Source organism: Mesorhizobium sp. 113-3-9 (assembly GCF_016756515.1).
Taxonomy (GTDB): Bacteria; Pseudomonadota; Alphaproteobacteria; order Rhizobiales; family Rhizobiaceae; genus Mesorhizobium.
In genome coordinates, this window is record NZ_AP023246.1 from 5,306,149 (window position 1) to 5,331,159 (window position 25,011).

The window sequence follows — 25,011 nt, forward strand, 5'->3', positions numbered from 1 at the left end:
CGGCGCCGGCTTCCTGGCGGGCAGATCAAGGGCGAAGCCGGTGGCTGACCGGTTCACGGCTCCGCCACGGGCGTCCAGATCACATCCTCGATCTTCCGGGCACCGGTCGCCAGCATCGCCAGCCGGTCGAAGCCGAGCGCGATGCCGCTGGCCTGCGGCATGATGGCAAGGGCGGCGAGAAAATCCTCGTCCAGTGGGTAACGTTCGCCATAGATGCGCTCCTTCTCGTCCATCTCGAGGACAAAGCGCCGACGCTGCTCTTCGGCATCGGTCAGTTCGCCAAAGCCGTTGGCGAGCTCGACGCCGCAACAGTAGAGCTCGAAGCGCTCGGCGACGCGGGCGTCGCGCGGGCTTGGCCGCGCCAGCGCCGCCTCGGCGACTGGATACTCGCACAGGATGGTGGCGGAGCCGATGCCCAGGTTGGGCTCGATCTTTTCCACCATCACCCGACTGAACAGGTCGGCCCAGCTGTCGTCAGGCGCGGTTCGCAGGCCGGCCTTGATCAAGGCGGCGTGAAGTGCTTGCCGCTCCGTGCCGCCATCGGCGGCGACGGTGGCCAGCAAATCGATGCCGGCATGGCGGGTGAAGGCATCCGCCACCGTCAGCCGTTCGGGCTCGGCGAACGGATCGCAGTCACGGCCCCGGAAGGAAAAGCGCGTCGCCCCTGTCCTCGTCGCGGCCAGCGCCAGCAGATCGGCGCAATCGCGCATCAGGCTCTCATAGGTCTCGCCCACCCGGTACCATTCGAGCATGGTGAATTCGGGATGGTGCAAGGGGCCGCGTTCGCGATTGCGGTAGACCGGACCCAGGCTGAAAATCCTGACCTCACCGGCGGCGAGCAGCTTCTTGCAGGCGAATTCCGGCGAGGTGTGGAGATAAAGCGGCGAGCGCGCGCTATCCGGGCCGACCGCTTCCGTGGCGAAAGCCGCCAGATGCGCCTCGTTGCCGGGCGAGACCTGCAGGGCCGATGTTTCCACCTCGATGAAATCGTTGCGGGCAAACCAGTCGCGCAGGGCAGCCGTCAGGCCATTGCGCAGCAGCAGGCGCGGGCGGCGGTCCGCGTGAACATCAGGCGCCCACCAGGGTGAAGCGGCGGTCATGAGCGGACTGAAGGCGTGCTGGTGCGGGCCATGTCAGTTTGCAGCGGGGGCTGGCGGTTCGCGCCAAGATGCGCTACCAGCGCCGCACAAGCCGGCAAACGCCCGTCAACTCTCGCAGGATTTAAAACCGTGGTGAAAGTCATCGCCAGTTCGCTCCGCAAAGGCAATGTCGTCGACAAGGACGGCAAGCTTTATGTGATCCTCTTTGCCGAAAACATCCACCCAGGCAAGGGCACGCCCGTGACGCAGCTCGACATGCGCCGCATCGGCGACGGGGTGAAGGTTTCGGAGCGCTACCGCACCACCGAACAGGTGGAGCGCGCCTATGTCGAGGAGCGCGAGCACACCTTCCTCTATGCCGACGGCGAAGGCTATCACTTCATGAACCCGGAGACCTACGACCAGGTGGCGGTGACGGAAGCCGTGGTCGGCGACGCCGCCCCCTATCTGCAGGAAGGCATGCCGGTACAGGTCTCGCAGTTCAACGGCATCGCGATCGCCCTGGTGCTGCCGCAGCGCGCCACCTTCGAAGTGGTCGAGACGGAGCCGACGACCAAGGGCCAGACGGCGTCGTCCTCCTACAAGCCCGCCGTGCTCTCCAACGGCGTGCGCACCACCGTGCCGCCGCACATCGCGCCCGGCACCCGCGTGGTGGTGATGACGGCGGATGGGGCTTATGTGGAGCGGGCGAAGGACTAGAGCCTTTCACGGAAACGGCGAAACGATCTATCTCTTTGTTTTGACGCATTTCCCAAGGGAAAGCGCTACGCGCTTTTGCCGGGAAAACCGCTCACACTTTTCCTGGAATTGCTCTAGGCCCGCGCCAGAGCACGTCTTGTGATGGCTTGGCGCCCTATGGCGCAGGGCTTGGCAATTCGTTGCGCTCACTGACGCGGCGACTGCTGGAATCCGGCCGACAGCCGCATTGCAAATAGGGCCTTCGGATGTAAACTATCACTCGGGAGAAGGTGCGCGGACAGGTGGATGTCTCGCGGGCCCAGTACCGAGATGTTCGTAGGGCATAACCTCTACCTGGTCGCGCTCTCGGTGGTGATCGCGATCCTGGGAGGATACACAGGTTTCGGGCTCGCAGCCCGCGTGCGCGGTACCGCCGGTGCCGGGCGTAGGCTTTTGCTTGCCGGCGCGGCCTTTTTCCTGGCGGTCGGTATCTGGACCATGCACTTCGTCGGTGTGCTGGCGGCACCGCTCCCGAGCGACGCCGTCTATCTCGTCCTGCCGACCATCGTCTCCTTCCTGATCTGCGCCCTCGTCGTCGGCGTGTCGCTGTTCTTCGTCTCGGTGGGCGAGCCCTCGGACGGCCGTGTCATGGCGTCTGCACTGTTGCTTGGGGCCGGTATCGTGTCGATGCATTATGTCGGCATCCACGGGCTGGCCGGCGCCTTCCGCGTCGAGCACGAGCGCGCCATGGTGCTGATGGCGGTGCTGATCGCTGTCGGCACGGCGTATGGCGGCCTGCGCGTGTTCCTTGCGCGTCATGTCGGCAGGCGCCTGGCGCTCAGCGCGGCGGCTTTCGGGGTTGCGGTTTCCGGCATGCATTACACCGCCATGTACGGTATGCGCTTCGTGCCGGCGCCGGCTCTCGACCACGGCTCCGACGGACTCATCGCCTCGCCGCAGGTCCTGTCCTTGATCGTCTCGCTCCTGTGCTTCCTGATCGTCGCCGGCTTTCTGCTGTTCCTGGTTCCCGAGCCGCGCCCTCGCGTTTCGGTTGCGTCCGGGGCGACCGATGGGCAGGACTTCGATGCCGAGGAAAGCACGAGGCCGGATGGAAGCGGTTTCGACCTGACGGGCCTGCAGGCGCAACGGCATTTGCCGCTGCGAGGACTTGGACAACCGCGTATCGCCGCCGCGACACGATTGCCCGTCGAGGGCAGCGACGGCACACATTTCATCGACGTGGGAGAGATCCGCAGCGTCAAGGCGGACGCCCATTACACGCTTGTCCATGACGGCAATCGCGAACGCATGTGTCCATGGGCGATCTCCCAGGCCGAAACGCAGCTCGATCCCGCGACCTTTATCCGCGTCCACCGCAGTCATATCGTCTCGATCCCGCACGTCACGATGATCCGCAAGGAGGGAGACGGCGCCGTGGTGGAACTCGACGGCGTCGTACCGCATCTTGTGCCGGTGAGCCGTGCCAAGATCGCCGAACTCAGGGCGCGGCTGGGCCTGATCCGACGCGCCACCTGACCACCTCCCCGGCATAGGTCATGATGACTGACGCAATTCGTGCGGAATTTACCGCATTTCGTGCCTTTCCGCGCTCTTCGTGACGCCTGAAGCCCGCACGTCTTGCGCATGCCGGACAGCGGGAACAGCCTCCCCACCAGATTATTCGTGAACGGAACCGCGTCCGAGTTCCGGCTCGAGGGAGGATAGACCGACATGATTCCAGGACCTTTCAGCTATCACCGCCCGGCGAGCGTCGCCGATGCGATCAAGCTGCTCGCCGACCTTGGCGAGGAGGCGCGGCCGCTGGCGGGCGGCCACAGTCTGATCCCGATGATGAAACTCAGGCTCGCGACGCCCGACCATCTGATCGACCTCCACGGTATAGATGGCCTCAAGGGTATCAGACGCGATGGCGACCGCATCGTCATCGGCGCCATGACCACCCAGCACGACCTGCTCGCCTCGGACGTGATCGCATCCTCCCTGCCGGTCCTGCACGAGACGGCACTGCTGATCGCCGACCCGCAGGTGCGCTATCGCGGCACCATCGGCGGCAATGTCGCCAATGGCGATCCCGGCAACGACATGCCGGCGCTGATGATGGCGCTCGGCGCCGACTACCTATTGGAAGGTCCCGACGGCATCCGCACTGTAGCCGCGCGGGAATTCTACCAGGGCGCCTATTTCACCGCGCTCGAACCCGGCGAGATATTGACCTCGGTGTCGGTCCCCGTACCGCCGGTCGGCCATGGCTACGCCTACGAGAAGCTGAAACGCAAGATCGGCGACTATGCGACCGCCGCTGCCGCCGTGATGCTGACCATGAGCGGCGGCAAGGTCGCGACCTGCGTGATCGGGCTCACCAACCTGTCGGAGACTCCGCTGCTGGCCGAGGACGCCGCACAAGCGGTCATCGGCACCAGCCTCGACGACGCTGCCTTGAAGAGATCGGCCGAGGCGGCGGAGGCGGTGATGGAGCCTGCCGGCGACGGCAGGGGGCCGGCCGAATACAGGAAACATGTCGGCGGCATCATGGTCCAGCGGGCGTTGAAACGCGCCGCGGCCAAGGCGGCCTGAGGAGGAGACCGGAGATGGCAACCCAGGCAAGGAAAACCCAGGTCAGCATGAAGGTGAACGGTGTCGAGGTCGACGGCCTCGTCGAGCCACGTACCCTGCTCGTTCACTTCATCCGCGAAAACCTGCAACTCACCGGAACCCATATCGGCTGCGAAACGACGCATTGCGGCGCCTGCACCGTCGATCTCAACTGCATGTCGGTGAAGAGCTGCACGATCTTTGCCGTGCAAGCCGACGGCGCCGAGATCACCACGGTGGAGGGCATCGCCAACGCGGACGGCACGCTGGCGGCATTGCAGGAAGGCTTCAGGCAGATGCACGGACTGCAATGCGGCTTCTGCACTCCGGGTATGATCGTGCGCGCGCACCGGCTTCTGCAGGAGAACCCGAACCCCACTGAAGAAGAAATCCGTTTCGGCATCGCGGGCAATCTGTGCCGCTGCACCGGCTACCAGAACATCGTCAGGGCAATCCAGTACGCAGCCGCCAAGATCAACGGCACGGAATTCCAGGAGGCAGCGGAATGAACGACATGACCCCCACGCGCGAACAGCGCGAAGCGAAACTGGAAGGCATGGGCTGCAAGAGGAAGCGGGTCGAGGATATCCGCTTCACGCAAGGCCGGGGCAATTATGTCGACGACATCAAGCTGCCCGGCATGCTGCATGGCGACTTCGTGCGCTCGCCGCACGCCCATGCCCGCGTCAAGTCGATCAACGCCGAGAAGGCGCTCAAAATCCCCGGCGTGCTCGCCGTGATCACGGCGGAGACGCTGAAGACCGTGAATCTAGCCTGGATGCCGACGCTGGCGGGCGATGTGCAGATGGTGCTGGCCGACGGCAAGGTCCTGTTCCAGAACCAGGAAGTCGCTTTCGTCGTCGCCACCGACCGCTACACCGCAGACGACGGCATCAATGCCGTGGAGGTCGAGTATGAGGCGTTGCCGCCGCTGGTTGATCCGTTCAAGGCGATGGACACCGATGCGCCCGTGCTGCGCGAGGATCTTGCCGGCAAGACGACCGGTGCGCATGGCCCGCGCAAGCACCACAACCATATCTTCGAATGGACGGTGGGCGACAAGGATCTCACCGACGCCGCCTTCCGCAAGGCGGAGGTGACGATCAAGGAGATGATCTCCTACCATCGCACCCACCCGTCGCCGCTCGAAACCTGCCAGTGCCTCTGCTCCTTCGACAAGGTGAAGGGCGAACTGACCATTTACGGCACGTTCCAGGCGCCACACGTCATCCGCACCGTGGTGGCGCTGATCGCCAAGATTCCGGAACACAAGATCCATGTCATCGCGCCCGACATCGGCGGCGGCTTCGGCAACAAGGTCGGCGCCTATCCCGGCTATATCTGCGCGGCGGTGGCATCGATCGTGACGGGCAAACCTGTCAAATGGGTCGAGGACCGTATCGAGAACCTGACCGCCACCTCCTTTGCCCGCGACTACCACATGACGACGGAGATCGCGGCGACCAAGGAAGGCAAGGTCACCGGGCTGCGCGTCCACGTGCTGGCCGATCACGGCGCCTTCGACGCCTGCGCCGATCCGTCGAAATGGCCCGCCGGCTTCTTCAACATCGTCACCGGTTCCTACGACTTCCCGGTGGCGCATCTGGCAGTCGACGGCGTCTACACCAACAAGGCGCCGGGCGGTGTCGCCTATCGCTGCTCGTTCCGGGTGACGGAAGCCGCCTACTGCATCGAGCGGGGCATGGATATCCTTGCCCAGAAGCTCGGCATGGACCCGGCGGAGCTGCGGCTCAAGAACTTCATCAAGCCGGAGCAGTTCCCATACCATTCCGCGCTCGGCTGGGAATATGATTCCGGCGACTACCACACCGCCATGAAGAAGATGATGGAGACGGTCGACTACGCCGGGCTGCGCAAGGAACAGGCCGCCAGGCGCGAAGCGTTCAAGCGCGGCGAGACGCGCGAGATCATGGGCCTCGGCGTCTCCTTCTTCACCGAGATCGTCGGCGCCGGCCCGTCGAAGAACTGCGACATCCTCGGCATCGCCATGTTCGATTCCTGCGAGATCAGGCTGCACCCGACCGGCGCCGGCATCGCGCGGGTCGGGACCAAGAGCCAAGGCCAGGGTCACGAGACGACGTGGGCGCAGATCATCGCGACAGAGATCGGCATTCCGGCCGACGACATCATGGTCGAGGAAGGCAATACCGACACCGCGCCTTACGGACTGGGCACCTACGGCTCGCGCTCGACGCCGGTGGCGGGCGCCGCCATCGCCATGGCCGCGCGCAAGATCAAGGCCAAGGCACAGATGATCGCCGCCTACAAGCTGGAGGTCCATGAAGACGATCTCGAATGGGACATCGACGGCTTCCGGGTAAAGGGACTGCCGGAGAAATTCCTCGGCATGAAGGACATCTGCTGGATCGCCTACAATTCCCCACCGCCCGGCATGGAGCCGGGCCTGGAAGCGGTGAGCTATTACGATCCGCCCAACATGACCTATCCGTTCGGGGCCTATATCTGCGTCATGGATATCGACGTCGACACGGGAGTCTACAAAGTCCGCCGCTTCTACGCTCTTGACGATTGCGGCACGCGCATCAACCCGATGATCATCGAGGGCCAGGTGCATGGCGGACTGACCGAGGCCTTCGCCATCGCCATGGGCCAGGAGATCGCCTATGACGAGGCCGGCAACGTCACCACCGGCTCGTTCATGGATTTCTTCATTCCGACCGCGGTCGAAACGCCGCGCTGGGAAACCGACTTCACCGTGACGCCGTCGCCGCATCATCCGATCGGCGCCAAGGGCGTCGGCGAAAGCCCCAATGTCGGCGGCGTGCCGGCCTTTTCCAACGCCGTCAACGACGCTTTCTCGTTCCTCGGCTCCACGCACATCCAGATGCCGCATGACTACTGGCGCAACTGGCGGGTGGCGAAGCAGCTGGGGGCGGTGGGGTAGTCCTTCCCATGGCCCTCCCCCGCGACGAGATCGCCGGCCGCCTTGCCGCGGCAGGCTACATTGCCGACGCCGAACTGGCGACCGCCATCGGCATCATGCAGTTGCTCAAACGGCCGCTGCTGCTGGAGGGCGAGGCGGGCGTCGGCAAGACCGAGGTCGCCAAGGCGCTGGCCTTCGTGCACGACACGGAACTGATCCGCCTGCAGTGCTACGAGGGCCTCGACCAATCGGCGGCGCTCTACGAATGGAACTATCAGCGCCAGTTGCTTGCCATCGAGGCGCACAAGGCCGGCACCGACCGCAACGCCGACACGATCGAGGACAGGATATTCTCCGAAAAATACCTGCTCGAGCGGCCGCTGCTGGCCGCCATACGGAGGAAAAAGCCGCCGGTACTGCTGATCGACGAGGTCGATCGCGCCGACGAGGAATTCGAAGCTTTTCTTCTCGAACTGCTTTCCGATTTTCAGGTCTCGATCCCTGAACTCGGCACCATCACGGCCATATCCGTTCCGCACGTCGTGCTGACCTCGAACGGCACCCGCGAACTGTCCGATGCACTGCGCCGGCGCTGCCTCTACCACTATGTCGACTATCCCGACGTCGATCGCGAGGCACGCATCATCATGGCGAGAATCCCGCAGGCAGGCGCCGCGCTCTCGCTGCAGATCGCCCGCATGGTCGAAAGCATCCGCAAGGAGGAATTGCGCAAGGTGCCGGGCATCGCGGAAACGCTCGACTGGGCCGCGGCGCTTGTCGGCCTCGATGTGACGGACTTGCACGAGAAGCCCGAAAACGTGCACGAGACGCTGATCTGCCTGATGAAAACCCGGGAGGACAGCGCGCGCATGACGCGTGAGGTCACGCAGCGCATATTGGGGAGAGTGGCATGAGTTGCTGCGGCACCCCTCCGACCCTCGACGAGATGGACGAGGTCTCGCGCCTCGTCTCGCGCAAACTCTCGGCCTTCCTTGCCACGCTGCGTGGCGCCGCCTTCGCGGTGGGGGCGCGTGAAGGCCAGGATGCCGCGGCGCTGCTTGCCGCTGGCTACGGGAAAAAACCCGGCCTGCTGCGCTCGGCCTTCAAGCATCTGTTCTCGGCCCGCAAGGCCGACTGGGAGAAATTCGACGGCATCTTCGATGCGTTCTGGCTGAAGAAGCGTGTGCGTTCGCGCATTGCCGCTTCAGGCAGGCCCGCCAACGCCAACAATCCGTCGGTGAAGTCGCTTCAGGACGGCCAGGACAAGCAGAAGGGTGGCGAGGCATTCGACCAGATTGCCTCCGGCGGCGAGGCGGGCGCCGAGGAACGATCCGGCGAAGGACGCGCCGAGGGCGCCTCGCGGACGGAAACCATCGCCGAAACCGATTTCCGCAAACTCTCCGACCCCGCCGACATCGCCGAGGCGCATGCCATCGCCGAACGGTTGGCGCGTGTCATGCGCACAAGGCTGACGCGGCGCGACCTCGCGCGTCGGCGCGGCTACCGGCTCGACCTCCGGCGCACCATCCATCGCAACATCAGCCATGGCGGCGTACCGGTCAGCCTGGTCAGGCGGCAGCGCAAGCAAAAGCCGCTGCGGCTGGTGATCCTGCTCGACGCGTCGGGTTCGATGAGCATGTATACCGGCGCCTTCCTGCGGTTCATCCACGGCGTCCTCGACGCCTTTCGCGAAGCCGAGGCCTTCCTGTTCCACACCAGGCTTGCCCATGTCTCCGACGCCATGAAGGAGAAGGATGCGGCACGCGCGCTCGACCGTCTGTCGATGATGGCCCAGGGCGCTGGTGGCGGCACGAGGATCGGAGAGAGCCTGCAGACCTTCAACCGCTGGCACGCCGCCCGCGTCATCCATTCACGCACCTGCGTGATGATCGTCTCGGACGGCTACGAGACCGGCGACGCAGCCCTGCTCGGCCGCGAGATGGAGCAGCTTGGGAGGCGTTGCCGGCGCATCGTCTGGCTGAACCCGATGATGGGCTGGGACGGCTACGCGCCGGAGGCCGCCGGCATCAAGGCAGCGCTGCCGCATGTCGATCTGTTCGCGCCGGCGCATACGCTGAAGAGCCTGGCCGCGCTCGAACCCTATTTGAGCAAACTGTGACGGAGACGGGAGGTTTTGCCATGAACGCCCATGTCGATGTGCTCGATATCGTATCGCGCCTGAAGGCGGCCGAAGAGCCCTTTGTGCTCGCCACCGTGGTGCGCACCGTGTCGGTGACGGCGGCCAAGGCGGGCGCCAAGGCCGTGATCCGTCCGGACGGCCGCATCGAGGCCGGCTGGATCGGTGGCGGCTGCGCACGCGGGGCCACGCTCAAGGCGGCGCGCGAGGCGCTGGCCGACGGGCAGTCGCGGCTGATCTCGATTCAACCGGAAAATCTTCTGGAGGAACTGGGCGTGCACGCGGGCGACGATCGTGACGGGATAAAATTCGCCAGGAACATGTGCCCGTCCAAGGGCACGATGGACATCTTCGTGGAGCCGGTGCTGCCGCGCCCGTCGCTTGTCGTGCTGGGTTCCAGCCCGGTGGCGCTGGCACTGATCGAGCAGGCGAGGCCTCTCGGCTACCACGTCACGCTGGCATCGCCGATGGCGGACCTGTCCGCCATGCCCGACGCGGATCTGCTCGTCGACGGATTTCGGGCCGAAGTACATCATGGCGCCAGACGCTTCGTCGTCGTTTCCACGCAAGGCAAAGGCGATGAGGCGGCACTGAAAGCGGCGCTCGGCATGGATGCCGACTATCGCGGCTTCGTCGGCAGCCGCCGCAAGATCGCGGCGTTGCGCGAAAAACTGATAGCAGACGGCGTCTCGCCTGTGGCGCTGGACGGCATCAAGGCGCCGGCCGGACTCGACCTCGGCGCCATCACACCCGAGGAGATCGCCTTGTCGATCCTCGCCGAAATCACACAACGCCGCCGCGAAGGACAGCGCTCTACGGCGGCACATCAATCCGCAGCAGAAAAGGCATAGACGATGGATATGAACGGGCAAGAGCGCATCGAGGCGCCAATCGACGCGGTATGGCGAGCGCTGAACGATCCGGAGACGCTGCGTGCCTGCATTCCGGGCTGCGAGACGCTGGAGAAGACGTCGGATACCGACATGACCGCGACCGTCGTGCTGCGGGTCGGACCGATCAAGGCGCGTTTCGAAGGCACGGTGGAACTGACCAATCTCAACCCGCCGCGCTCTTACACAATCTCCGGAGAGGGCAAGGGCGGCATTGCCGGCTTCGCCAAGGGCGGGGCCGATGTCTCGCTGGCCGAGGATGGGCCAAATGCCACGATCCTCTCCTACACGGTCAAGGCCGATGTCGGCGGCAAGATCGCCCAACTCGGTAGCCGGCTGATCGATTCGACCTCGCGCAAGCTTGCCGGCCAGTTTTTCACCAATCTCGGCAGCCAGATGACCGGGCAATCGATCTCGGCCTGACAGGGCAGAAGGAAAAACTGCCGGTTCGGCACCCGCCGGTGCACGCGACTATTTCACGGGGCAAGGCGTCGGCTTGAAGACGGTTGTCGTTTCGGGCGGATGACACGCTTCTCACGCGCCTCCACCACCCTCTCCAGCTCCCGCTTGAGCTGATCCTTGATATCAGCCGTCTCGCTCATCAGGGCGTCGATCTTCAGGAAATCGAGCACGCGGTATTTTGATACTGCCGGGCGGACCAGTATGTCGGGGCGGCATTGTTGCAGCTTGTTGGCGATGATCGACTGCATCATCAGCTGCGTGGCGCCGAACATCAGGTCGACGGAGGTGGGCTGCTTGCGGTCGACCTCTTCGGGCGCGCCGACGACGTCGACGCCGATGATGATGTCGGCGTCGTTCTCGATCAGGTCGAATGGCACGGGATTGTAGATGCCGCCGTCGATCAGCAGCCTGCCGTCGCGCATCACCGGGCGGAACACGGCGGGAATGGCCGCCGAAGCGGCCAGCGCGGAATGCAGGTCGCCATCCGCGAACACCGCCAGCTTGTGGCCGAAGTAATCGGTCGCCGTCACCTTCAACGGGATTTTCAACTCGGCGAAGGTTTCGGGGATGGCCTCGGGCAGAAACGCCTTCAGGATTCGCTCGACATTGAACTGGCTGACACGGATGCCGTTCTGCATGGCTTCGGCGATCGTGCCCGGACGAGCGCGCCACATGCGGCTCGCCACCTCGGCGCGCCGGCCGAGGATCGAGCGGGCATAGTCGCGGATATCCTTGCCGGTCATGCCCGCGGCCATGCCGGCGCCCATGATGGCACCGATCGACGAACCGGCGATCGCCACCGGCCTGATGCCGAGTTCGTCCAGCACCTCGATGACATGGATATGCGCCAGCCCGCGCGCGCCGCCGCCGCCGAAAGCTATGCCGAAGGTCAGGCTCATCCCTTGCCGGCCCCCGCCAGCGGCGGTCCGACCACCATGATGGTCGGCTCGGCCGTCAGCAGCTTCTTCGCAGCCGCCTTGACCTGGTCGAGCGTCACCGCGTTGATGTAGCCGGCGCGGCGCTGCATATAGTCGATGCCGAGATCGTCGAGCTGCAATTCGACCAGCGTCGCGGCGATGGAACTCGATGAGTCCAGATTGTTGATGGCATAGGCGCCGATGAGATATTTCTTGGTCGCCGCGAGTTCTGCCTCGGTCGGACCGTTCTCGGCCAGCTGCTTGACGACATCGCGCACGATACCGAGCGTCTCGGCCGCGCGGTCGGAGCGCGTTCCGGTGGTGACAATCAGTGCGTTGGCGTGGTCCTGGTTGACCAGCGAAGAGTTGACGCCATAGGCCAGCCCGCGCTTTTCGCGCACCTCCTGGAACAGGCGCGAGGTGAAGGTGCCGCCGCCGAGGATCTCGTTCATCAGCACCGCCGGGAAGAAATCCGCCGACTTGCGCTTCACGCCGGGCCAGGCGAGCTGCAGCGAGGTCTGCGGCAAGTCGTAATTGACTTCCAGATGCTGCGCCAATTTGGGCTCGATATCGGCGACAGGCGCGAGCGCCTGGTTCTGCGGCAGGTCGCCGAACACCATGTCGAGCTTCTTCTTCAGCGTCTCGGCGTCGATGGCGCCGACCACGGCGATATGCAGGCCGCTGCGCGCGAACACCGCTTTGTGCAGGGCCTTCAGATCATCCCGCGTGATGGCCGCGATGCTCTGCCTGGTGCCCTGGTCCGAGCGCGAATAGGGATGGTCGCCATAGATAGCGCGCGCCCATTTGTTCTGCGCCACCGTGTCGGGGTCGTTCTCGTTGGCGATGATGCCGGACAGGATCTGGGCGCGGATGCGATCGATCGGCGCCTGGTCGAAGCGCGGCTCGTTGACCGCCAGCCGCAACAGGTCGAACGCCTCGTCGCGCTGCTCGGCCAGCATGCGCATCGAACCATAGACGCCGTCGCGGCTCTCGTCGAAGCTCATCTCGGCTCCGGCATCGTCGAGCTTGATCTGGAAGGCTTCCGAATCGAGAGGCCCGGCACCCTCGTCGAACAGGCCGGTCATCAGATTGGCCAATCCTTCCTTGCCCACCGGATCCTGCGTCGAGCCGCCGCCGAAGACGAAACGAACGGCGACGACCGGTACGGAATAATCCTCCACCAGCCAGGCCGTGACGCCCTTCGACGAGGTGACGGACTGGATTTCCATGGCGCGGGCGGCAAGCGCCGGCAGGACCAGGAAGAGGATGGTGAGGAAGAGGGTTGCGAGCGCGGTGGCCACGCGCGGTCTTCCCTTCTCGCCTTGTGGGAGAAGGTGGCCTCGCGAAGCGAGGTCGGATGAGGGGTGTTCCAGCTTGGCGAGGACGGCACTCCGTGGCGCACCCCTCATCCGTCTCGGCGCTACGCGCCGATCCACCTTCTCCCACAAGGGGAGAAGGGAAGGCGCTTTCACCGCCTCGCGCATATGCATAGAGTTCATCATCAATTCCCCGCCTGTTGCTGCGGCAAGAGATAGCCGGTGGTCGAGCGAGCCAGCACCAGATAGCGTGCGGCGACGGCCTTGACCTCGTCGGCCGTGACCTTTCGGATACGGTCCGGCCATTGCTGGACATCCTGCACATTGCCGCCGGTGGCGAGCGTCGAGCCATACATTTCGGCCATGGAGTCCTGTTTGTCGCGGGTAAAGACCATCGACCTGATATAGCGGTCCTTGGCCTTTTCAAGCTCGTCGGATGTGACGCCATCGCTGATGATACGCGCCACCTCGGCATCGACCGCGGCCTCGACGTCGGCCAGCTTGGCGTCGCCGCGCGGCGCGCCATAGACGGTGAAATTGGTATCGTCGAGCATGGTGCCCTGGAAATACGCACCGGCATTGGACGCGATGCCCTGCTTGACCACAAGCGCCTGGTAGAGCCGGCTGCGGTTGCCGCCGCCAAGGATTTCGGCAAGCAGGTCAAGCGCCTCGGCCTCGCCCGCCTTGGCGGTGTGGTAGGACGGCACCACCCATTGCGTCGAGAAACTCGGCACGCTGACGCGGGCGTCGGAGAGTGTGACGGTGCGCTTGGTGTTCTGCTCCGGCTCGACCGGGCGCACGCGCGGCGGCAGGTCCGGGCCGCGCGCCACCTTGCCATAGGTCTTCTCAGCCAGCGCCCTCACCGTCTCCGGTTCGACATCGCCGGCCACGATCAGCACGGCATTGTTGGGCCGGTAGTATTTGTCATAGAAGGCGGTGGCGTCGGTGCGGTTCAGCTGTTCCATCTCCTGCATCCAGCCGATGACCGGAATGCGATAGGGCTGGTTCTGCCACAGCGTGGCATCGACTTCCTCGTCGAGCACCGCCTGCGGATTGTTGTCGATGCGCGAACGGCGTTCCTCGAGGATGACATCGCGCTCGGTCTTGATGACATCATCTGTGAGGATGAGGTTGCGCATCCGGTCCGCCTCGAAGCCCATCATCTGCTCGAGCGCCGACGGCGCCACCGTCTCGTGGAACGCGGTGTAGTCGTAGGAAGTGAAGGCGTTGTTGGAGCCGCCAATGTCGGAGACGGCGCGGTCGAACTCGCCGGCCGCGTGATTTGTCGTCGCCTTGAACATCAGATGCTCGAAGAAATGGGCGATGCCGGATTTGCCTGGCGGCTCGTCGGCGCTGCCGATCTTGTACCACACCATGTGAGTGACGATCGGCGCGCGATGGTCGGGAATGACGACCACTTCCATGCCGTTGTCGAGCAGGAAGTTGGTGACCGTGCCATCATCGGCTGCAACGGCGGGGCTGATCAGTGCCAGAGCGGTCGTCAGCAGCATTGCGCGCAGCCATTCAGGACGTTTCATCGATGGCTCCGGTTGTCATGGCGGGGACGATAGGCGGGGTTGCCAGTCGAGGCAAAGCGAATTTGTTCGTCATTTTGAAGGCACTCGGCCTACCCGTTGCCTTCGGAAGAGATCACAAACGCAGGTGTATCAGGCAGCCTCGATGAAACGGATGACGGTTTCGCCGTAATTGCGCTCATCCAGCACGGAAAAGCCCGGGCCTGGTTCGAAGGGAACCACCGCCGTCTCCTCGACCACGCACAGCGCGCCGGGGCGCAGCCAGCCGCCGGCTTTCGCCGACCGCAAGGCAAGCTCGCCAAGGCCCTTGCCGTAGGGCGGATCGGCGAAGACGAGGCCAAACGGCGCCAGCGTGCCTGCCTCGCCAAGGCCTGTCGCATCGCGACGAAAAATCTTGGTGCGGCCGGTCAGGCCGAACGCCTCGACATTGTCGCGGATCAGGCCACGGCCTTCGGCCGATTCCTCGATGAAGACACCATAGGATGCCCCGCGCGATAGCGCCTCCAGACCCAGCGCGCCGGTTCCAGCGAACAGGTCGAGCACGCGCGCGCCGTTCAACTGTTCGGCAAAACGATGCGCCAGCACGTTGAAGACGGCCTCGCGGGTGCGGTCGGTCGTCGGACGGATGGCGCTGCTGCGAGGCGTCGCCAGCGGACGCCCGCGAAACTCACCGCCGACGATTCTCATCTTGTCCGGGGACCCTTGGGGCCGCCGCGCGGCCGCTCACCGCCGCCGCCAGGACGCTCGCCACGCGGCTTGCCGAACGGCTTTGCGCCTGCCGGTTTGCCGCCGGGTTTGCCATAGGACGGTTTGAACGATGCCTTGCGCGCCTTGGCGTCGGCCGCCTTGGCGGCATCGGCTTCCGCCCTGCCCTTGCCGATCGGCCGGGCACCAGGCGCCATCCAGACATTGGCCTTGCGCTGGCCGGGCGGCTCGATCGGCCGCTGCTCGCGCTCGGATTTCTTGCCGCCACGAGGTTTGTCGCCGAAGCCACCGCGCGGCTTGTCGCCAAAACTGCCGCGTGGCTTGTCACCAAAGCCACCACGCTCTGGCCTCGGACCACGCTCGCCAAAGCTCTTTTCCGGCCTCTCGCTTCTGTCGGGGCTTGTCGACAGTTTGCCGAGCGCCTCGTCGCGGCTGCCTTCCCGGCGCTTGCGGTTCTTGATCAGCCCGCCCTCGCCGATCGGCCGGCGCTCGCCATCACGAGTGAATTTCGGCCGTTCGGGTTCCGGCTCGCGAACTTCAGTGCGCCGCACCGGCTTGTTGGAAAAGGGTTTTGCTATCTCGGCGTCGAAATTGGCGCCGGATTCCTCCACCAGCCGTTCGCCAAGCTGGTCGCGCAGCACGCGGCCCTTGATCTCCAGCACGTGACCTTCGGCAAGGTCCTCGAGCTGGAACGGACCGTAGGAGATGCGGATCAGCCGCGTCACGTCGAGGCCGAGCGCGCCGAGGATGTTCTTCACTTCCCGGTTCTTGCCTTCGCGCAGGCCGATCGTCAGCCAGGCATTGGAGCCCTGCTCGCGGTCGAGGCTGGCTTCGATGGCGCCATAGAACACGCCGTCGACGGCAATGCCTTCGCGCAGGCCGGCAAGCGCGCTTTCCTCGACCTTGCCGTGGACGCGCACGCGGTAGCGGCGCAGCCAGCCGGTGGCCGGCAGTTCGAGCACGCGCGACAGGCCACCATCATTGGTGAGCAGCAGCAGGCCTTCAGTGTTGATGTCGAGCCGGCCAATGGTCATCAGCCGCGGCAATTCGGCCGGCAGCACGTCGAAGACGGTCTTGCGGCCCTCGGGATCGCGGTTGGTGGTGACGACGCCGGCCGGCTTGTGAAACAGGAACAGGCGTGTGCGTTCGATCGGCGGGATTTCCATGCCGTCGAGATGGATGATGTCGCCAGGCATGACATTGAAAGCCGGCGACGACAGCGCCCGGCCATTGACCTTGACGCGGCCGGCGGCGATCAGCTCTTCGGCATCGCGGCGCGAGGCAAGTCCGGCGCGCGCCAGCCGCTTGGCGATGCGTTCGCCGGCCTCTTCCGTGGCCTCGGCGGGACGCGGTCGCGGCTTGAAGCCGCCTGAAGCCCCTTGCGGCCGATCACTGAAGTCGCGCTTGGGACGATCGCTGAAGTCGCGCTTCGGACGGTCAGAAAAGTCACGCTTCGGACGATCGCCGAAATCACGCTTGGGGCGGTCGAAACGCTTTTCGCCACCCTCTGCCGAAGCCGCAACCGGACGGTCGCCACGCGGCGCGTAGGGTTTGCGTGGCCCTTCACGTTTTTCATACGGCTTGCGTTCGCCTTCGGCCGCCATCGGACGGTCGCCGCGTGGCGCATAAGGCTTGCGCGGTCCTTCACGCTTCTCGTAGGGCTTGCGTTCGCCTTCAGCCGCCATCGGACGGTCGCCGCGCGGGGCGTAAGGCTTGCGCGGTCCTTCACGCTTCTCATACGGCTTGCGTTCGCCTTCAGCCGCCATCGGACGGTCGCCGCGCGGCGCGTAGGGCTTGCGCGGTCCTTCGCGCTTCTCATACGGCTTGCCCGCGGGGCGCGGCCCCTTGCTGAACGGCTTGTCGCCGCCCTTGAAGTCACGCTTCGGGCGCTCGCCCTCGGCGGCCATCGGACGATCGCCGCGCGGCGCGTAGGGTTTCTTGTCGCCAAAGGATGGCTTGCCGCCCCTGTCGCCTCGCGGAGCCGCGGGTTTCTTGCCCGGACCTTTTTGGCGCGGAGATTTCCTGTCGTTGTCGTCCATGTGGCCTTTGTCCGTTTGCGCTGCTACAGCGTGGCGCATCCTTTCGGGCGCGCAACGAACGCTGTAGCACTTTGATTTGGCGCATGATCTTTTCTGAAAATCGAGTCCGATTTTCAGGCTGATGCGCTCAATAACAGGATCATCAGAGTTTGTCAGGGAAAAGTGGCGACCGGTTTTTCCGGCAAGACGAACGAAAATCAAAAGTCTGGAGTGGCGAGGAGATAATCGGAATGGAAACCGCGTGAAGCGGCCGGATTTCATGGCGGCGGCGCTTAAGGAGGCCGAAGCGGCAGCCTTGCGCGGCGAAGTGCCGGTCGGCGCCGTCATCGCCACGGGCAACACAATCGTGGCCAGTGCCGGCAACCGTACCCGCGAACTGGCGGACCCGACTGCGCATGCCGAGATGCTGGTTATCCGCGAAGCCTGCGGGAAACTCTCAAGCGAGCGGCTTACCGGCCACGATCTCTATGTGACGATGGAACCTTGCGCCATGTGCGCCGGCGCCATTTCCTTCGCCAGGTTGCGCCGTCTCTATTTCGGTGCCGCGGACGAAAAGGGCGGTGCGGTCGTGAACGGCGTGCGCTTCTTCGCCTCGCCGACCTGTCATCACACGCCCGACATCTATCCGGGCATGGGAGAGACCGAAGCGGCCCTGCTGCTCAAGGAATTTTTCAGGGAGCGTCGCGACTGATCCCACGCCATGCCGTCCGAAAAGGCAGCGCGGGCGTTCCTAGAGCATTTCACCGTTTCACGGAAACGGCGAACCACTCCAACTCTTTGTTCTGACGCAATCCCCTAGGGAAAGCGCTACGCGCTTTTCCCGGGAAAACCGTTCACACTTTTCCTGGAATTGCTTTAGAGCGACGGCAGCCAGTCGAACCAGCCGCCCTTCTTGCCTTCCGCCTGTTTCTTCAAACGGCGTTCCTTCTTGTACTCGTCCTCGCCGAGTTCGTTCTGTGGCGCGGTGTCCGATGCGACACGGTAGGCCAAGGGCGGCTCGCTCAAATACTTGCGCGTGTTCGGATCGCCCTGCTTGCTCTCGGCGAGACGGCGCTGGATTTCAGCGGCGCGACCCTTGTCGGAATCAGCAGGCGACCAAGCCGGCGGGTGGCTGGAGCCAGACTCTTCCATGGCCTTTTTCACCGCGGCCGGATCCGTCTGCACATCGTCAACGATCTCCGCCTGGTAGTTCGGATCGTTCTGGTGGGCGGTGGCGTCGGCGCGCAAGCGCGCGCGGCGCTGCTCGGGCGATTCGGGCCATTCGGCGCTTGCCGTCATGCTGTCCTGCGGTGCAGGCAGGGCTTCCTTCTGTCCGGGAGCGGGCTTTACCAAGGTGGGGCGCGGCTTGTAGTCGATCGGGTCCTTGCGCTTCGGCGCGAAGGAAACGGCGCCGGTGAGATCGCCGGCCAGCTGTTCGGCGGCGGTCTTGTCGGTGCCATAGGTCGGAGAGCCCATGCAGCCGGACAAAGCGAGGCCCGATGCGACAAGCGGCGCCAGCAGCGCAAGGCGCGCATTATATCTCTCGGTCATGCCAAAAAGTCCCACTCTAGACAGCCTCTCGATCGCCACCGGTCTTGATGTCCGGCCCCCATCGTCCAAGCACTTGCGACGGAAATCCGGCGACAATTTGTCTTCCGGAGTTTCGCGTGTTTACCTCAACCGCTCGTTAAGGGCAACGCACGGGCGGATCCGCGCCGCCCGGCGTGGCATTTGTGCACCGATATGCCTCGCATTCCGGCCACGCGCGCCGTGACCCCAAAACCGCCGCACACCTTCGGGTCAGACCCGAGGGTGTGGTTTTGGGCGACATGCATCAAAGCCGGCCGAGCGCCTGCAACTCATGCAGCACGGCAGCGTCGCGCGCCGAGACATCGGGGAATGCAGCATCCTGGCCGACATCGGCCGTGTAGCGCCAGGAACGCGCGCATTTGACCAGACCGCGATCCTCGGCCTTCTCGACCACCACGGCAACGCCCTTGACGTCGTCGAGCGTGAAGGCACCGTCCGGCGCCTGGCCATGGGCAATGACGAGATCGCTGGTGATCGCCATCTCTGCCATGTCGACGTCCGATATGGCAGCCTCAAGCGCAGCGTCGTTGATCGTGACCACCGGCACCGCCTCGAGCGAGGAGCCGATCACCTTCTGCGCCCGCGCAATCTCCAGCGCGCCGGTGACGACACGGCGGACCTGCCGCACCTTGCGCCATTTTTCCGCCAGCGCGTCATTCTTCCAATCCGCCGGGATTTCCGGGAACTGGTCGAGATGCAACGAAACGGCATCGGGATGCCGGTCGAGCCAGGCCTCTTCCATGGTGAAGGGCAGCATCGGCGCCAGCCATTTCACCAGGCAGTCGAAGAGATGGCGCACCACCTGCACCGAGGCCTTGCGCTTCACGCTCGACGGCGCGTCGCAGTAGAGCGCGTCCTTGCGGATGTCGAAATAGAAGGCCGACAGTTCGACCACCATGAAATCGAGCAATGCACGGGTGATGCGCTTGAATTCGAAGGCGTCGTAGCCCTGGCGCACCACCTCGTCCAGTTCGGCCAGCCGATGCAGCATCAGCCGTTCGAGCTCCGGCATTTCTTCCAGCGGCACCGCCTCGCCATCGTCATGGGCGAGCGTGCCCAGCATCCAGCGAATGGTGTTGCGCAGTTTGCGGTAGGCGTCGATGTTGGTCTGCAGCACGTTCTTGCCGAGCCGCTGGTCTTCCCAATAATCCGTCGTCACCACCCACAGGCGCAGAATGTCGGCGCCGGATTGCTTGATCACGTCCTGCGGCACCACGGTGTTGCCGAGCGATTTCGACATCTTGCGCCCGTCCTCGTCCATGGTGAAGCCATGGGTGACGACGGTGTCGTAAGGCGCCCTGCCCCTGGTGCCGCAGCTTTCGAGCAGCGAGGAGTGGAACCAGCCGCGATGCTGGTCGGAACCTTCGAGATAGACGTCGGCCGGCCATTTCAGGTCAGGACGGTCCTCCAGCGTGAAGACGTGCGTCGAGCCCGAATCGAACCAGACATCGAGGATGTCCATCACCTGCTTCCAACGGGAGGCGTCGTGATTGCCGAGGAAACGCTCCTTGGCGCCGGCGGCGAACCAGGCGTCGGCGCCTTCCTTCTCGAAGGCATCCATGATGCGCTGGTTGACGGCCTCGTCCTTCAGCACATTGCCGTCCTCGTCGGCGAATACGGCTATCGGCACGCCCCAGGCGCGCTGGCGCGACAGCACCCAGTCGGGGCGCTCCTCGACCATGGCACGGATGCGGTTCTGGCCGGCAGCCGGCACGAAGCGCGTGTCGTCGATGGCCTTCAACGCGCGGCTGCGCAGCGTCGTGCCGTCGCCGAGGTCCTTGTCCATGTAGACGAACCATTGCGGTGTGTTGCGGAAGATGACCGGCTTCTTCGACCGCCAGGAATGCGGATACGAGTGCTTCAGCCGGCCGCGCGCGAACAAAGCGTTGCGCTTGATCAGCTCGTCGATGACCGCCTGGTTGGCGTTGCCCTTCTTGCCATTGTCGTCGATGACGCGCGCCGGTCCGCCTTCGCGATCCGGGCCAAAGCCCGGCGCGTCCTTGGTCAGGAAGCCGGCGTCGTCGACGGTAAACGGGATCGCTGTATCGACGCCGCGCGCGCGCAGTCCGGGCGCCGCATCCATCCAGGCGTCGAAATCCTCGCGACCATGGCCGGGCGCCGTGTGGACGAAACCGGTGCCGGCATCGTCGGTGACATGGTCGCCGGCAAGTATCGGCACGGGGAATTCGTAGCCGCCGCCGAGGCCCTTGAGGGGGTGCGAAAGCACAAGATTTCCAAGCTGTTCGGTGCTGATGCCGTGAAGGCGCTTCAAGGTCACCTTGGCCTTGGCCTGGCTTTCCTCGGCCAGGGCGTCGGCAAAGATCAGCTTCTCACCCGGTTGCGGACCAAACGCATTCTCGGCCGCGGTCACCTCGTAGAGCCCGTAGGCGACGCGCGGCGAATAGTTGACGGCGCGATTGCCCGGGATGGTCCAAGGCGTCGTCGTCCAGATGACGACATGGGCATCCAGCAAATCCAGCGACCGCCCGCTCAGATCCGGATTGAGTTCCGCCGGCTGCCCGTCCACGACACTGGCAACGACAAGATTGGCGACAGGAAACTTCACCCAGATCGTATCGGACTCGTAGTCCTGGTATTCGATCTCTGCCTCGGCCAATGCGGTGCGCTCGACGACGCTCCACATCACCGGCTTCGAGCCACGATAGAGCTGGCCCGACATGGCGAATTTCAACAGCTCGCCGGCGATGCGCGACTCGGCGTGGAAGGCCATCGTCGTATAGGGATTCTTGAAGTCGCCGACGACGCCGAGCCGCTGGAACTCGCCACCCTGCACAGAGATCCAGTGCGCGGCGAATTCACGGCATTCCTGACGGAATTCGTTGACCGGCACCTCGTCCTTGTTCTTGCCCTTGGCGCGGTACTGCTCCTCGATCTTCCACTCGATGGGAAGGCCGTGGCAGTCCCAGCCGGGCACGTAGTTCGAGTCATAGCCGCGCATCTGGAACGAGCGGGTGATGACATCCTTGAGGATCTTGTTCAGCGCGTGCCCGATATGGATGTTGCCGTTGGCGTAGGGCGGGCCGTCATGCAGCACGTATTTCGTGCGGCCGGCGGCACTCTCGCGCAGCTTGGCGTAGAGGTCCATGTCCTGCCAGCGCTTGACCAGCACCGGCTCCTTCTCGGGCAAGCCGGCGCGCATCGGGAAATCCGTCTGCGGCAAGTAAAGCGTCTTGGAATAGTCGATCGTCTCGGCCTTGTCGGCGGTAGGGGTATCGGTCATTGATCTGCCATCTCAATTGCCCGGCGGCGGGAAAGCCCCGGGGCTTGAAGTCTTGGGTTGATGCATATCGTTTTCCCAAAACCGGACCCACTTTTGGGCGATATGCGTCGATGTTCTGGAAAAAGCGCGAGGGTGCGCGCAAAAGTCCCGGCGGCTCCGGCGGCGCTCAGGCCGCCCGGAACACCGGGCCGGTAATTCGTATCGTCAGCACACGAAAGCGCGAAAAGCTCATCATTGGTGGGCTTTTAGCGGAGATAGGCGCAGGAATAAAGCGTCTCGTTCGATTCGCCTACATCTTGAAGTCGAAGCGGTAGGTGGTCGACACACCGACCATGAACTGGTTGCGATCGCCGCGCTCCCTGACCAGGCTGGAATCGGCCGCCGGACCCTCCAGGCGCGAATATTCGCCGAACAGGCTGGCGGTCATCGGATCGGTCACCTTCCAGGTCACCGCACCGCCGAGGCCGACGGATTTCAGGCCGCCACCAGGATTATACTGGCTCAGGCCCGAGGCCACGGCTTCCTGTGCGTTGACGCCATAATAGGCGTCGAAATAGTTGGCCGAGGCAAAAGACACGCGCGGGCCACCCGAAATCCTGACGGTTGGCGTCACATCGTAGAAGGCGTCGGCGGCGATATCGGCGACAAAGCCATTATGGGCACGGATGCCGTGCCGTAATTCGGCGCGCGCGCGCATCCAGTCCGTCGGATAGAATTCGAAAAAGCCGCCGACTTCACCACCCCAACGGACCGGATCGAGGCCCTTGAGCTCGTCGGCATCGCCGTCGTCGCGCGAGAACAGGAACTTGCCGGTCAAACCGGCGCGAACGCCGCCGTCGTCGACAAGCGCCAGCGAGATGTTGTCGTTGCGCGAGGTGAAGCGTGCCTGGGGACCGGCCTTGCCCAAAGAGATGATGGGCTGGGCGCTAAGCATGTATTTCTTGCCGCCCTCGAAATTCGGCGCAACCAGGCCAGTGGCGCCAACCGTCAGATACCAGTCGCCGGACAGCCAGCCGAAAGCGCCGTCGCCGGCCTCGGCCGCGCCCGATGTGGCCAGCATGACGGTAGCCAAGGCTGCAGAAATCTTTCCGAACGGACTCATGGCTACTCCACTAACACGATACAACTGCCCTTCGGCGACAGCTTTGACGAGGCTTTGGTAAAATTTGATTTAAAGCAGAGACATAAGCCTCGCATTGCTTGCATCATCCGATCCGCCCTCGGCTGGACGCCGGTCGGCCCCAAGGGTAACTTCGTTTTATTCTGGCAGTCCTCAAGGGAGGTGGCGACATGACACTGCACGGCGATACACTGAAGAACGCGATCGGCCAGACGCGAGCAAAGTGGGGATGGTTTGTCGGTCTGGGCGTATTGCTGTTGATCCTCGGCGGCATTGCCTTCGGCAATTTGTTCATCGCCACTGTGGCTTCCGTCTACGTCGTCGGCTGGCTGATGCTGGTGGCCGGCATCATCGAGATCATGCATGCTTTCGGGGTCAAGACCTGGGGGCGCTTCTTCTACTGGCTGCTCAGCGGCCTGCTTTACGCGGTCGCCGGGTTTTTCGCTTTCGACAATCCGCTGCTGGCCTCGGCGGTGCTGACCTTCCTGCTGGCCGTCGCGCTCGTCGCGTCCGGCGCGCTGCGGGCATGGGTCGGCTTCAGTCACCGTCCGGAACAAGGCTGGGGCTGGATTGTCGCGGCAGGCGCCATCAGCGTGCTTGCCGGCCTGATCATCGCCATGGGTTGGCCGGTCAACAGCGTGTGGGTGCTCGGACTGTTCCTGGCGATCGACCTGATCTTCCAGGGCTGGACCTTCATCGCCGTCGGCCTGGCGCTGAAAAAGTAAAGTAGAGCCTTCCCGGGCACGGTCTTGCGCGAAAACCGGTCCGCCGGCGCGGATATCCGGTCCGGGATAGCGCTTTTAAAAGGCGATGGCAGCGTCGAGTTGTGAAAGCGGCTTGACGCCTGCAAGCAGCGCCCTCGCCTCGGCTTCGTCCCTCTTCATCTGCATGACCAGCGCGTCGAGCCCGTCGAATTTGATCTCGCTGCGCAGGAAGCCGAAGAACGAGACCTGGCAGATGTCGCCATAGAGATCGCCGGAAAAATCGAAGACAAAGGTCTCCAGAAGCGGCGCGCCATTGTCGTCGACGGTCGGGCGGCGGCCGAAGCTGGCGACGCCATCATGCAACGTGCCGTCGGCGCGCCGAAAGCGGACGGCATAAATTCCTTCCTTGAGGGTGGCTTCCGCGGGAAGCCGCATATTCGCGGTCGGAAAGCCGAGCGTTCGGCCGAGCCGCTGGCCACCGACCACCTCGCTTTCCACAGTGAAGCGATAGCCGAGCAGACCGGCGGCCTCGGCCACCTCGCCATCGCAGAGCAAGCCCCGGATCCGGCTTGACGAGACCACCTCGGCGCCCTCGTCGCGAAAAGCGTCGACGAGCGTGACGCCAAAGCCATGGCGTTCGCCGGCTGCCATCAGATAGGCCGGTCCACCCTGGCGGTCCTTGCCGAAATGGAAATCGAAACCGGTCACGGCATGGGTGATGCCGAGCGTCCTCTCCAGCACGTCGGTGACGAAAGCTTCCGCCGACAGCGAGGCGAAGTCACGCGTGAACGGCTGGTCGACGAGCGCGGCAAAACCGAGCAACGACAGAAGCTGCGCCTTCATCGGCGGCGGGGTCAGCACGAACAACGGAATGTCGGGCCTGAAGACCTTGCGCGGGTGCGGTTCGAAGGTCAGCACCAGGGCCGGCACGTCGCGCCGCCCAGCCTCGGCCAACGCCCGCTCGAGCACCGCCTGATGGCCACGGTGGACACCATCGAAATTGCCGATCGCGACAACGCCACCCCGCAGATCGGCTGGCAGCGGCGCGGTTGCCGAGAGATGCTGGAAGGCCACCATTGT

Annotated in this window: 21 protein-coding genes; 11 read left to right on the forward strand and 10 right to left on the reverse strand. The window is 64.3% G+C overall.

What is annotated here, in order from left to right; all coding sequences use genetic code 11:
• Window positions 1-53: 53 nt before the first annotated feature.
• Complete coding sequence (gene epmA / locus MesoLj_RS26040; RefSeq protein ID WP_202323046.1) at window positions 54-1,100, reverse strand: EF-P lysine aminoacylase EpmA; 1,047 nt, start codon at window positions 1,098-1,100, stop codon at window positions 54-56.
• 129 nt (window positions 1,101-1,229) lie between these two features.
• Here epmA and efp point away from each other — a divergent pair, with 129 nt between their 5' ends.
• The 9 genes from efp to MesoLj_RS26085 all read left to right on the forward strand — a co-directional run bounded on the left by efp (window position 1,230) and on the right by MesoLj_RS26085 (window position 10,746).
• The gene (efp, locus tag MesoLj_RS26045; RefSeq protein WP_140768118.1) at window positions 1,230-1,799 is read left to right on the forward strand and encodes an elongation factor P; all 570 of its coding nucleotides are present in this window, start codon (window positions 1,230-1,232) and stop codon (window positions 1,797-1,799) included.
• 309 nt (window positions 1,800-2,108) lie between these two features.
• On the forward strand, window positions 2,109-3,314 hold the full coding sequence (locus MesoLj_RS26050) for an MHYT domain-containing protein (protein ID WP_202327471.1): 1,206 nt from the start codon (window positions 2,109-2,111) through the stop codon (window positions 3,312-3,314).
• Window positions 3,315-3,509: 195 nt separating this feature from the next.
• On the forward strand, window positions 3,510-4,373 hold the full coding sequence (locus MesoLj_RS26055) for an FAD binding domain-containing protein (protein ID WP_140768120.1): 864 nt from the start codon (window positions 3,510-3,512) through the stop codon (window positions 4,371-4,373).
• 14 nt (window positions 4,374-4,387) lie between these two features.
• Window positions 4,388-4,900, forward strand: coding sequence for a (2Fe-2S)-binding protein (locus tag MesoLj_RS26060; RefSeq protein WP_202323047.1), 513 nt, complete (start codon window positions 4,388-4,390; stop codon window positions 4,898-4,900).
• Complete coding sequence (locus MesoLj_RS26065; protein WP_202323048.1) at window positions 4,897-7,317, forward strand: aerobic carbon-monoxide dehydrogenase large subunit; 2,421 nt, start codon at window positions 4,897-4,899, stop codon at window positions 7,315-7,317. The genes MesoLj_RS26060 and MesoLj_RS26065 overlap by 4 nt, the downstream gene beginning before the upstream one ends.
• 8 nt (window positions 7,318-7,325) lie before the next feature.
• On the forward strand, window positions 7,326-8,210 hold the full coding sequence (locus MesoLj_RS26070) for an AAA family ATPase (protein WP_140768126.1): 885 nt from the start codon (window positions 7,326-7,328) through the stop codon (window positions 8,208-8,210).
• The gene (locus tag MesoLj_RS26075; protein ID WP_202323049.1) at window positions 8,207-9,415 is read left to right on the forward strand and encodes a vWA domain-containing protein; all 1,209 of its coding nucleotides are present in this window, start codon (window positions 8,207-8,209) and stop codon (window positions 9,413-9,415) included. Before MesoLj_RS26070 ends, MesoLj_RS26075 begins: the two co-directional genes overlap by 4 nt.
• A 20-nt stretch (window positions 9,416-9,435) precedes the next feature.
• Window positions 9,436-10,284 carry an XdhC family protein gene (locus MesoLj_RS26080; protein WP_202323050.1) on the forward strand — a complete coding sequence of 283 codons (849 nt, stop codon included), beginning with the start codon at window positions 9,436-9,438 and terminating at the stop codon, window positions 10,282-10,284.
• 3 nt (window positions 10,285-10,287) lie between these two features.
• On the forward strand, window positions 10,288-10,746 hold the full coding sequence (locus tag MesoLj_RS26085; RefSeq protein WP_202323051.1) for an SRPBCC family protein: 459 nt from the start codon (window positions 10,288-10,290) through the stop codon (window positions 10,744-10,746).
• 53 nt (window positions 10,747-10,799) lie between these two features.
• Here the strand turns inward: MesoLj_RS26085 and MesoLj_RS26090 are convergent, their stop codons facing one another.
• From MesoLj_RS26090 to MesoLj_RS26110, 5 genes are all read right to left on the reverse strand, one after another.
• Complete coding sequence (locus tag MesoLj_RS26090) at window positions 10,800-11,684, reverse strand: patatin-like phospholipase family protein (RefSeq protein ID WP_202323052.1); 885 nt, start codon at window positions 11,682-11,684, stop codon at window positions 10,800-10,802.
• Window positions 11,681-13,003 carry a M16 family metallopeptidase gene (locus MesoLj_RS26095; RefSeq protein WP_202323053.1) on the reverse strand — a complete coding sequence of 441 codons (1,323 nt, stop codon included), beginning with the start codon at window positions 13,001-13,003 and terminating at the stop codon, window positions 11,681-11,683. The genes MesoLj_RS26090 and MesoLj_RS26095 overlap by 4 nt, the downstream gene beginning before the upstream one ends.
• Window positions 13,004-13,203: 200 nt before the next feature.
• Window positions 13,204-14,556 carry a M16 family metallopeptidase gene (locus MesoLj_RS26100; RefSeq protein WP_202323054.1) on the reverse strand — a complete coding sequence of 451 codons (1,353 nt, stop codon included), beginning with the start codon at window positions 14,554-14,556 and terminating at the stop codon, window positions 13,204-13,206.
• Window positions 14,557-14,685: 129 nt separating this feature from the next.
• Window positions 14,686-15,240, reverse strand: coding sequence for a 16S rRNA (guanine(966)-N(2))-methyltransferase RsmD (gene rsmD, locus MesoLj_RS26105; RefSeq protein ID WP_202323055.1), 555 nt, complete (start codon window positions 15,238-15,240; stop codon window positions 14,686-14,688).
• A complete protein-coding gene (locus tag MesoLj_RS26110; RefSeq protein WP_202323056.1) occupies window positions 15,237-17,297 on the reverse strand; it encodes a pseudouridine synthase in 2,061 nt (686 codons plus the stop codon). Before MesoLj_RS26110 ends, rsmD begins: the two co-directional genes overlap by 4 nt.
• A 241-nt stretch (window positions 17,298-17,538) precedes the next feature.
• On the opposite strand from MesoLj_RS26110, the gene MesoLj_RS26115 reads away from it, so the two are divergent.
• Complete coding sequence (locus MesoLj_RS26115; RefSeq protein ID WP_202323057.1) at window positions 17,539-17,988, forward strand: nucleoside deaminase; 450 nt, start codon at window positions 17,539-17,541, stop codon at window positions 17,986-17,988.
• 164 nt (window positions 17,989-18,152) lie between these two features.
• Here MesoLj_RS26115 and MesoLj_RS26120 read toward each other — a convergent pair whose 3' ends face one another.
• The 3 genes from MesoLj_RS26120 to MesoLj_RS26130 form a co-directional block, all read right to left on the reverse strand.
• Window positions 18,153-18,827: a hypothetical protein gene (locus MesoLj_RS26120; protein ID WP_140769676.1), complete on the reverse strand. Its 675-nt coding sequence runs from the start codon at window positions 18,825-18,827 to the stop codon at window positions 18,153-18,155.
• 283 nt (window positions 18,828-19,110) lie between these two features.
• Window positions 19,111-22,107, reverse strand: a complete 2,997-nt coding sequence (ileS, locus tag MesoLj_RS26125; RefSeq protein ID WP_202323058.1) for an isoleucine--tRNA ligase — start codon at window positions 22,105-22,107, stop codon at window positions 19,111-19,113.
• 289 nt (window positions 22,108-22,396) lie between these two features.
• Window positions 22,397-23,209, reverse strand: coding sequence for a MipA/OmpV family protein (locus MesoLj_RS26130; protein WP_172351041.1), 813 nt, complete (start codon window positions 23,207-23,209; stop codon window positions 22,397-22,399).
• Between the two features lie 188 nt (window positions 23,210-23,397).
• Between MesoLj_RS26130 and MesoLj_RS26135 the strand changes: the two genes are divergently transcribed.
• Window positions 23,398-23,952 carry an HdeD family acid-resistance protein gene (locus MesoLj_RS26135; RefSeq protein WP_140768150.1) on the forward strand — a complete coding sequence of 185 codons (555 nt, stop codon included), beginning with the start codon at window positions 23,398-23,400 and terminating at the stop codon, window positions 23,950-23,952.
• Between the two features lie 75 nt (window positions 23,953-24,027).
• Here MesoLj_RS26135 and MesoLj_RS26140 read toward each other — a convergent pair whose 3' ends face one another.
• A complete protein-coding gene (locus MesoLj_RS26140; protein WP_202323059.1) occupies window positions 24,028-25,008 on the reverse strand; it encodes a bifunctional riboflavin kinase/FAD synthetase in 981 nt (326 codons plus the stop codon).
• Window positions 25,009-25,011: the final 3 nt, after the last annotated feature.

Bases quoted from the DNA above. Each gene is read 5' to 3' on its own strand.
- MesoLj_RS26070 (WP_140768126.1), top strand. From the start codon at position 7,326: ATGGCCCTCCCCCGCGACGAGATCGCCGGCCGCCTTGCCGCGGCAGGC.
- MesoLj_RS26110 (WP_202323056.1), bottom strand. From the start codon at position 17,297: ATGGACGACAACGACAGGAAATCTCCGCGCCAAAAAGGTCCGGGCAAG.
- MesoLj_RS26065 (WP_202323048.1), top strand. From the start codon at position 4,897: ATGAACGACATGACCCCCACGCGCGAACAGCGCGAAGCGAAACTGGAA.
- MesoLj_RS26060 (WP_202323047.1), top strand. From the start codon at position 4,388: ATGGCAACCCAGGCAAGGAAAACCCAGGTCAGCATGAAGGTGAACGGT.
- rsmD (WP_202323055.1), bottom strand. From the start codon at position 15,240: ATGAGAATCGTCGGCGGTGAGTTTCGCGGGCGTCCGCTGGCGACGCCT.
- MesoLj_RS26130 (WP_172351041.1), bottom strand. From the start codon at position 23,209: ATGAGTCCGTTCGGAAAGATTTCTGCAGCCTTGGCTACCGTCATGCTG.
- MesoLj_RS26135 (WP_140768150.1), top strand. From the start codon at position 23,398: ATGACACTGCACGGCGATACACTGAAGAACGCGATCGGCCAGACGCGA.
- MesoLj_RS26080 (WP_202323050.1), top strand. From the start codon at position 9,436: ATGAACGCCCATGTCGATGTGCTCGATATCGTATCGCGCCTGAAGGCG.
- ileS (WP_202323058.1), bottom strand. From the start codon at position 22,107: ATGACCGATACCCCTACCGCCGACAAGGCCGAGACGATCGACTATTCC.
- MesoLj_RS26090 (WP_202323052.1), bottom strand. From the start codon at position 11,684: ATGAGCCTGACCTTCGGCATAGCTTTCGGCGGCGGCGGCGCGCGCGGG.
- MesoLj_RS26075 (WP_202323049.1), top strand. From the start codon at position 8,207: ATGAGTTGCTGCGGCACCCCTCCGACCCTCGACGAGATGGACGAGGTC.
- MesoLj_RS26100 (WP_202323054.1), bottom strand. From the start codon at position 14,556: ATGAAACGTCCTGAATGGCTGCGCGCAATGCTGCTGACGACCGCTCTG.
- MesoLj_RS26120 (WP_140769676.1), bottom strand. From the start codon at position 18,827: ATGACCGAGAGATATAATGCGCGCCTTGCGCTGCTGGCGCCGCTTGTC.
- MesoLj_RS26050 (WP_202327471.1), top strand. From the start codon at position 2,109: ATGTTCGTAGGGCATAACCTCTACCTGGTCGCGCTCTCGGTGGTGATC.
- epmA (WP_202323046.1), bottom strand. From the start codon at position 1,100: ATGACCGCCGCTTCACCCTGGTGGGCGCCTGATGTTCACGCGGACCGC.
- MesoLj_RS26085 (WP_202323051.1), top strand. From the start codon at position 10,288: ATGGATATGAACGGGCAAGAGCGCATCGAGGCGCCAATCGACGCGGTA.
- MesoLj_RS26140 (WP_202323059.1), bottom strand. From the start codon at position 25,008: ATGGTGGCCTTCCAGCATCTCTCGGCAACCGCGCCGCTGCCAGCCGAT.
- MesoLj_RS26055 (WP_140768120.1), top strand. From the start codon at position 3,510: ATGATTCCAGGACCTTTCAGCTATCACCGCCCGGCGAGCGTCGCCGAT.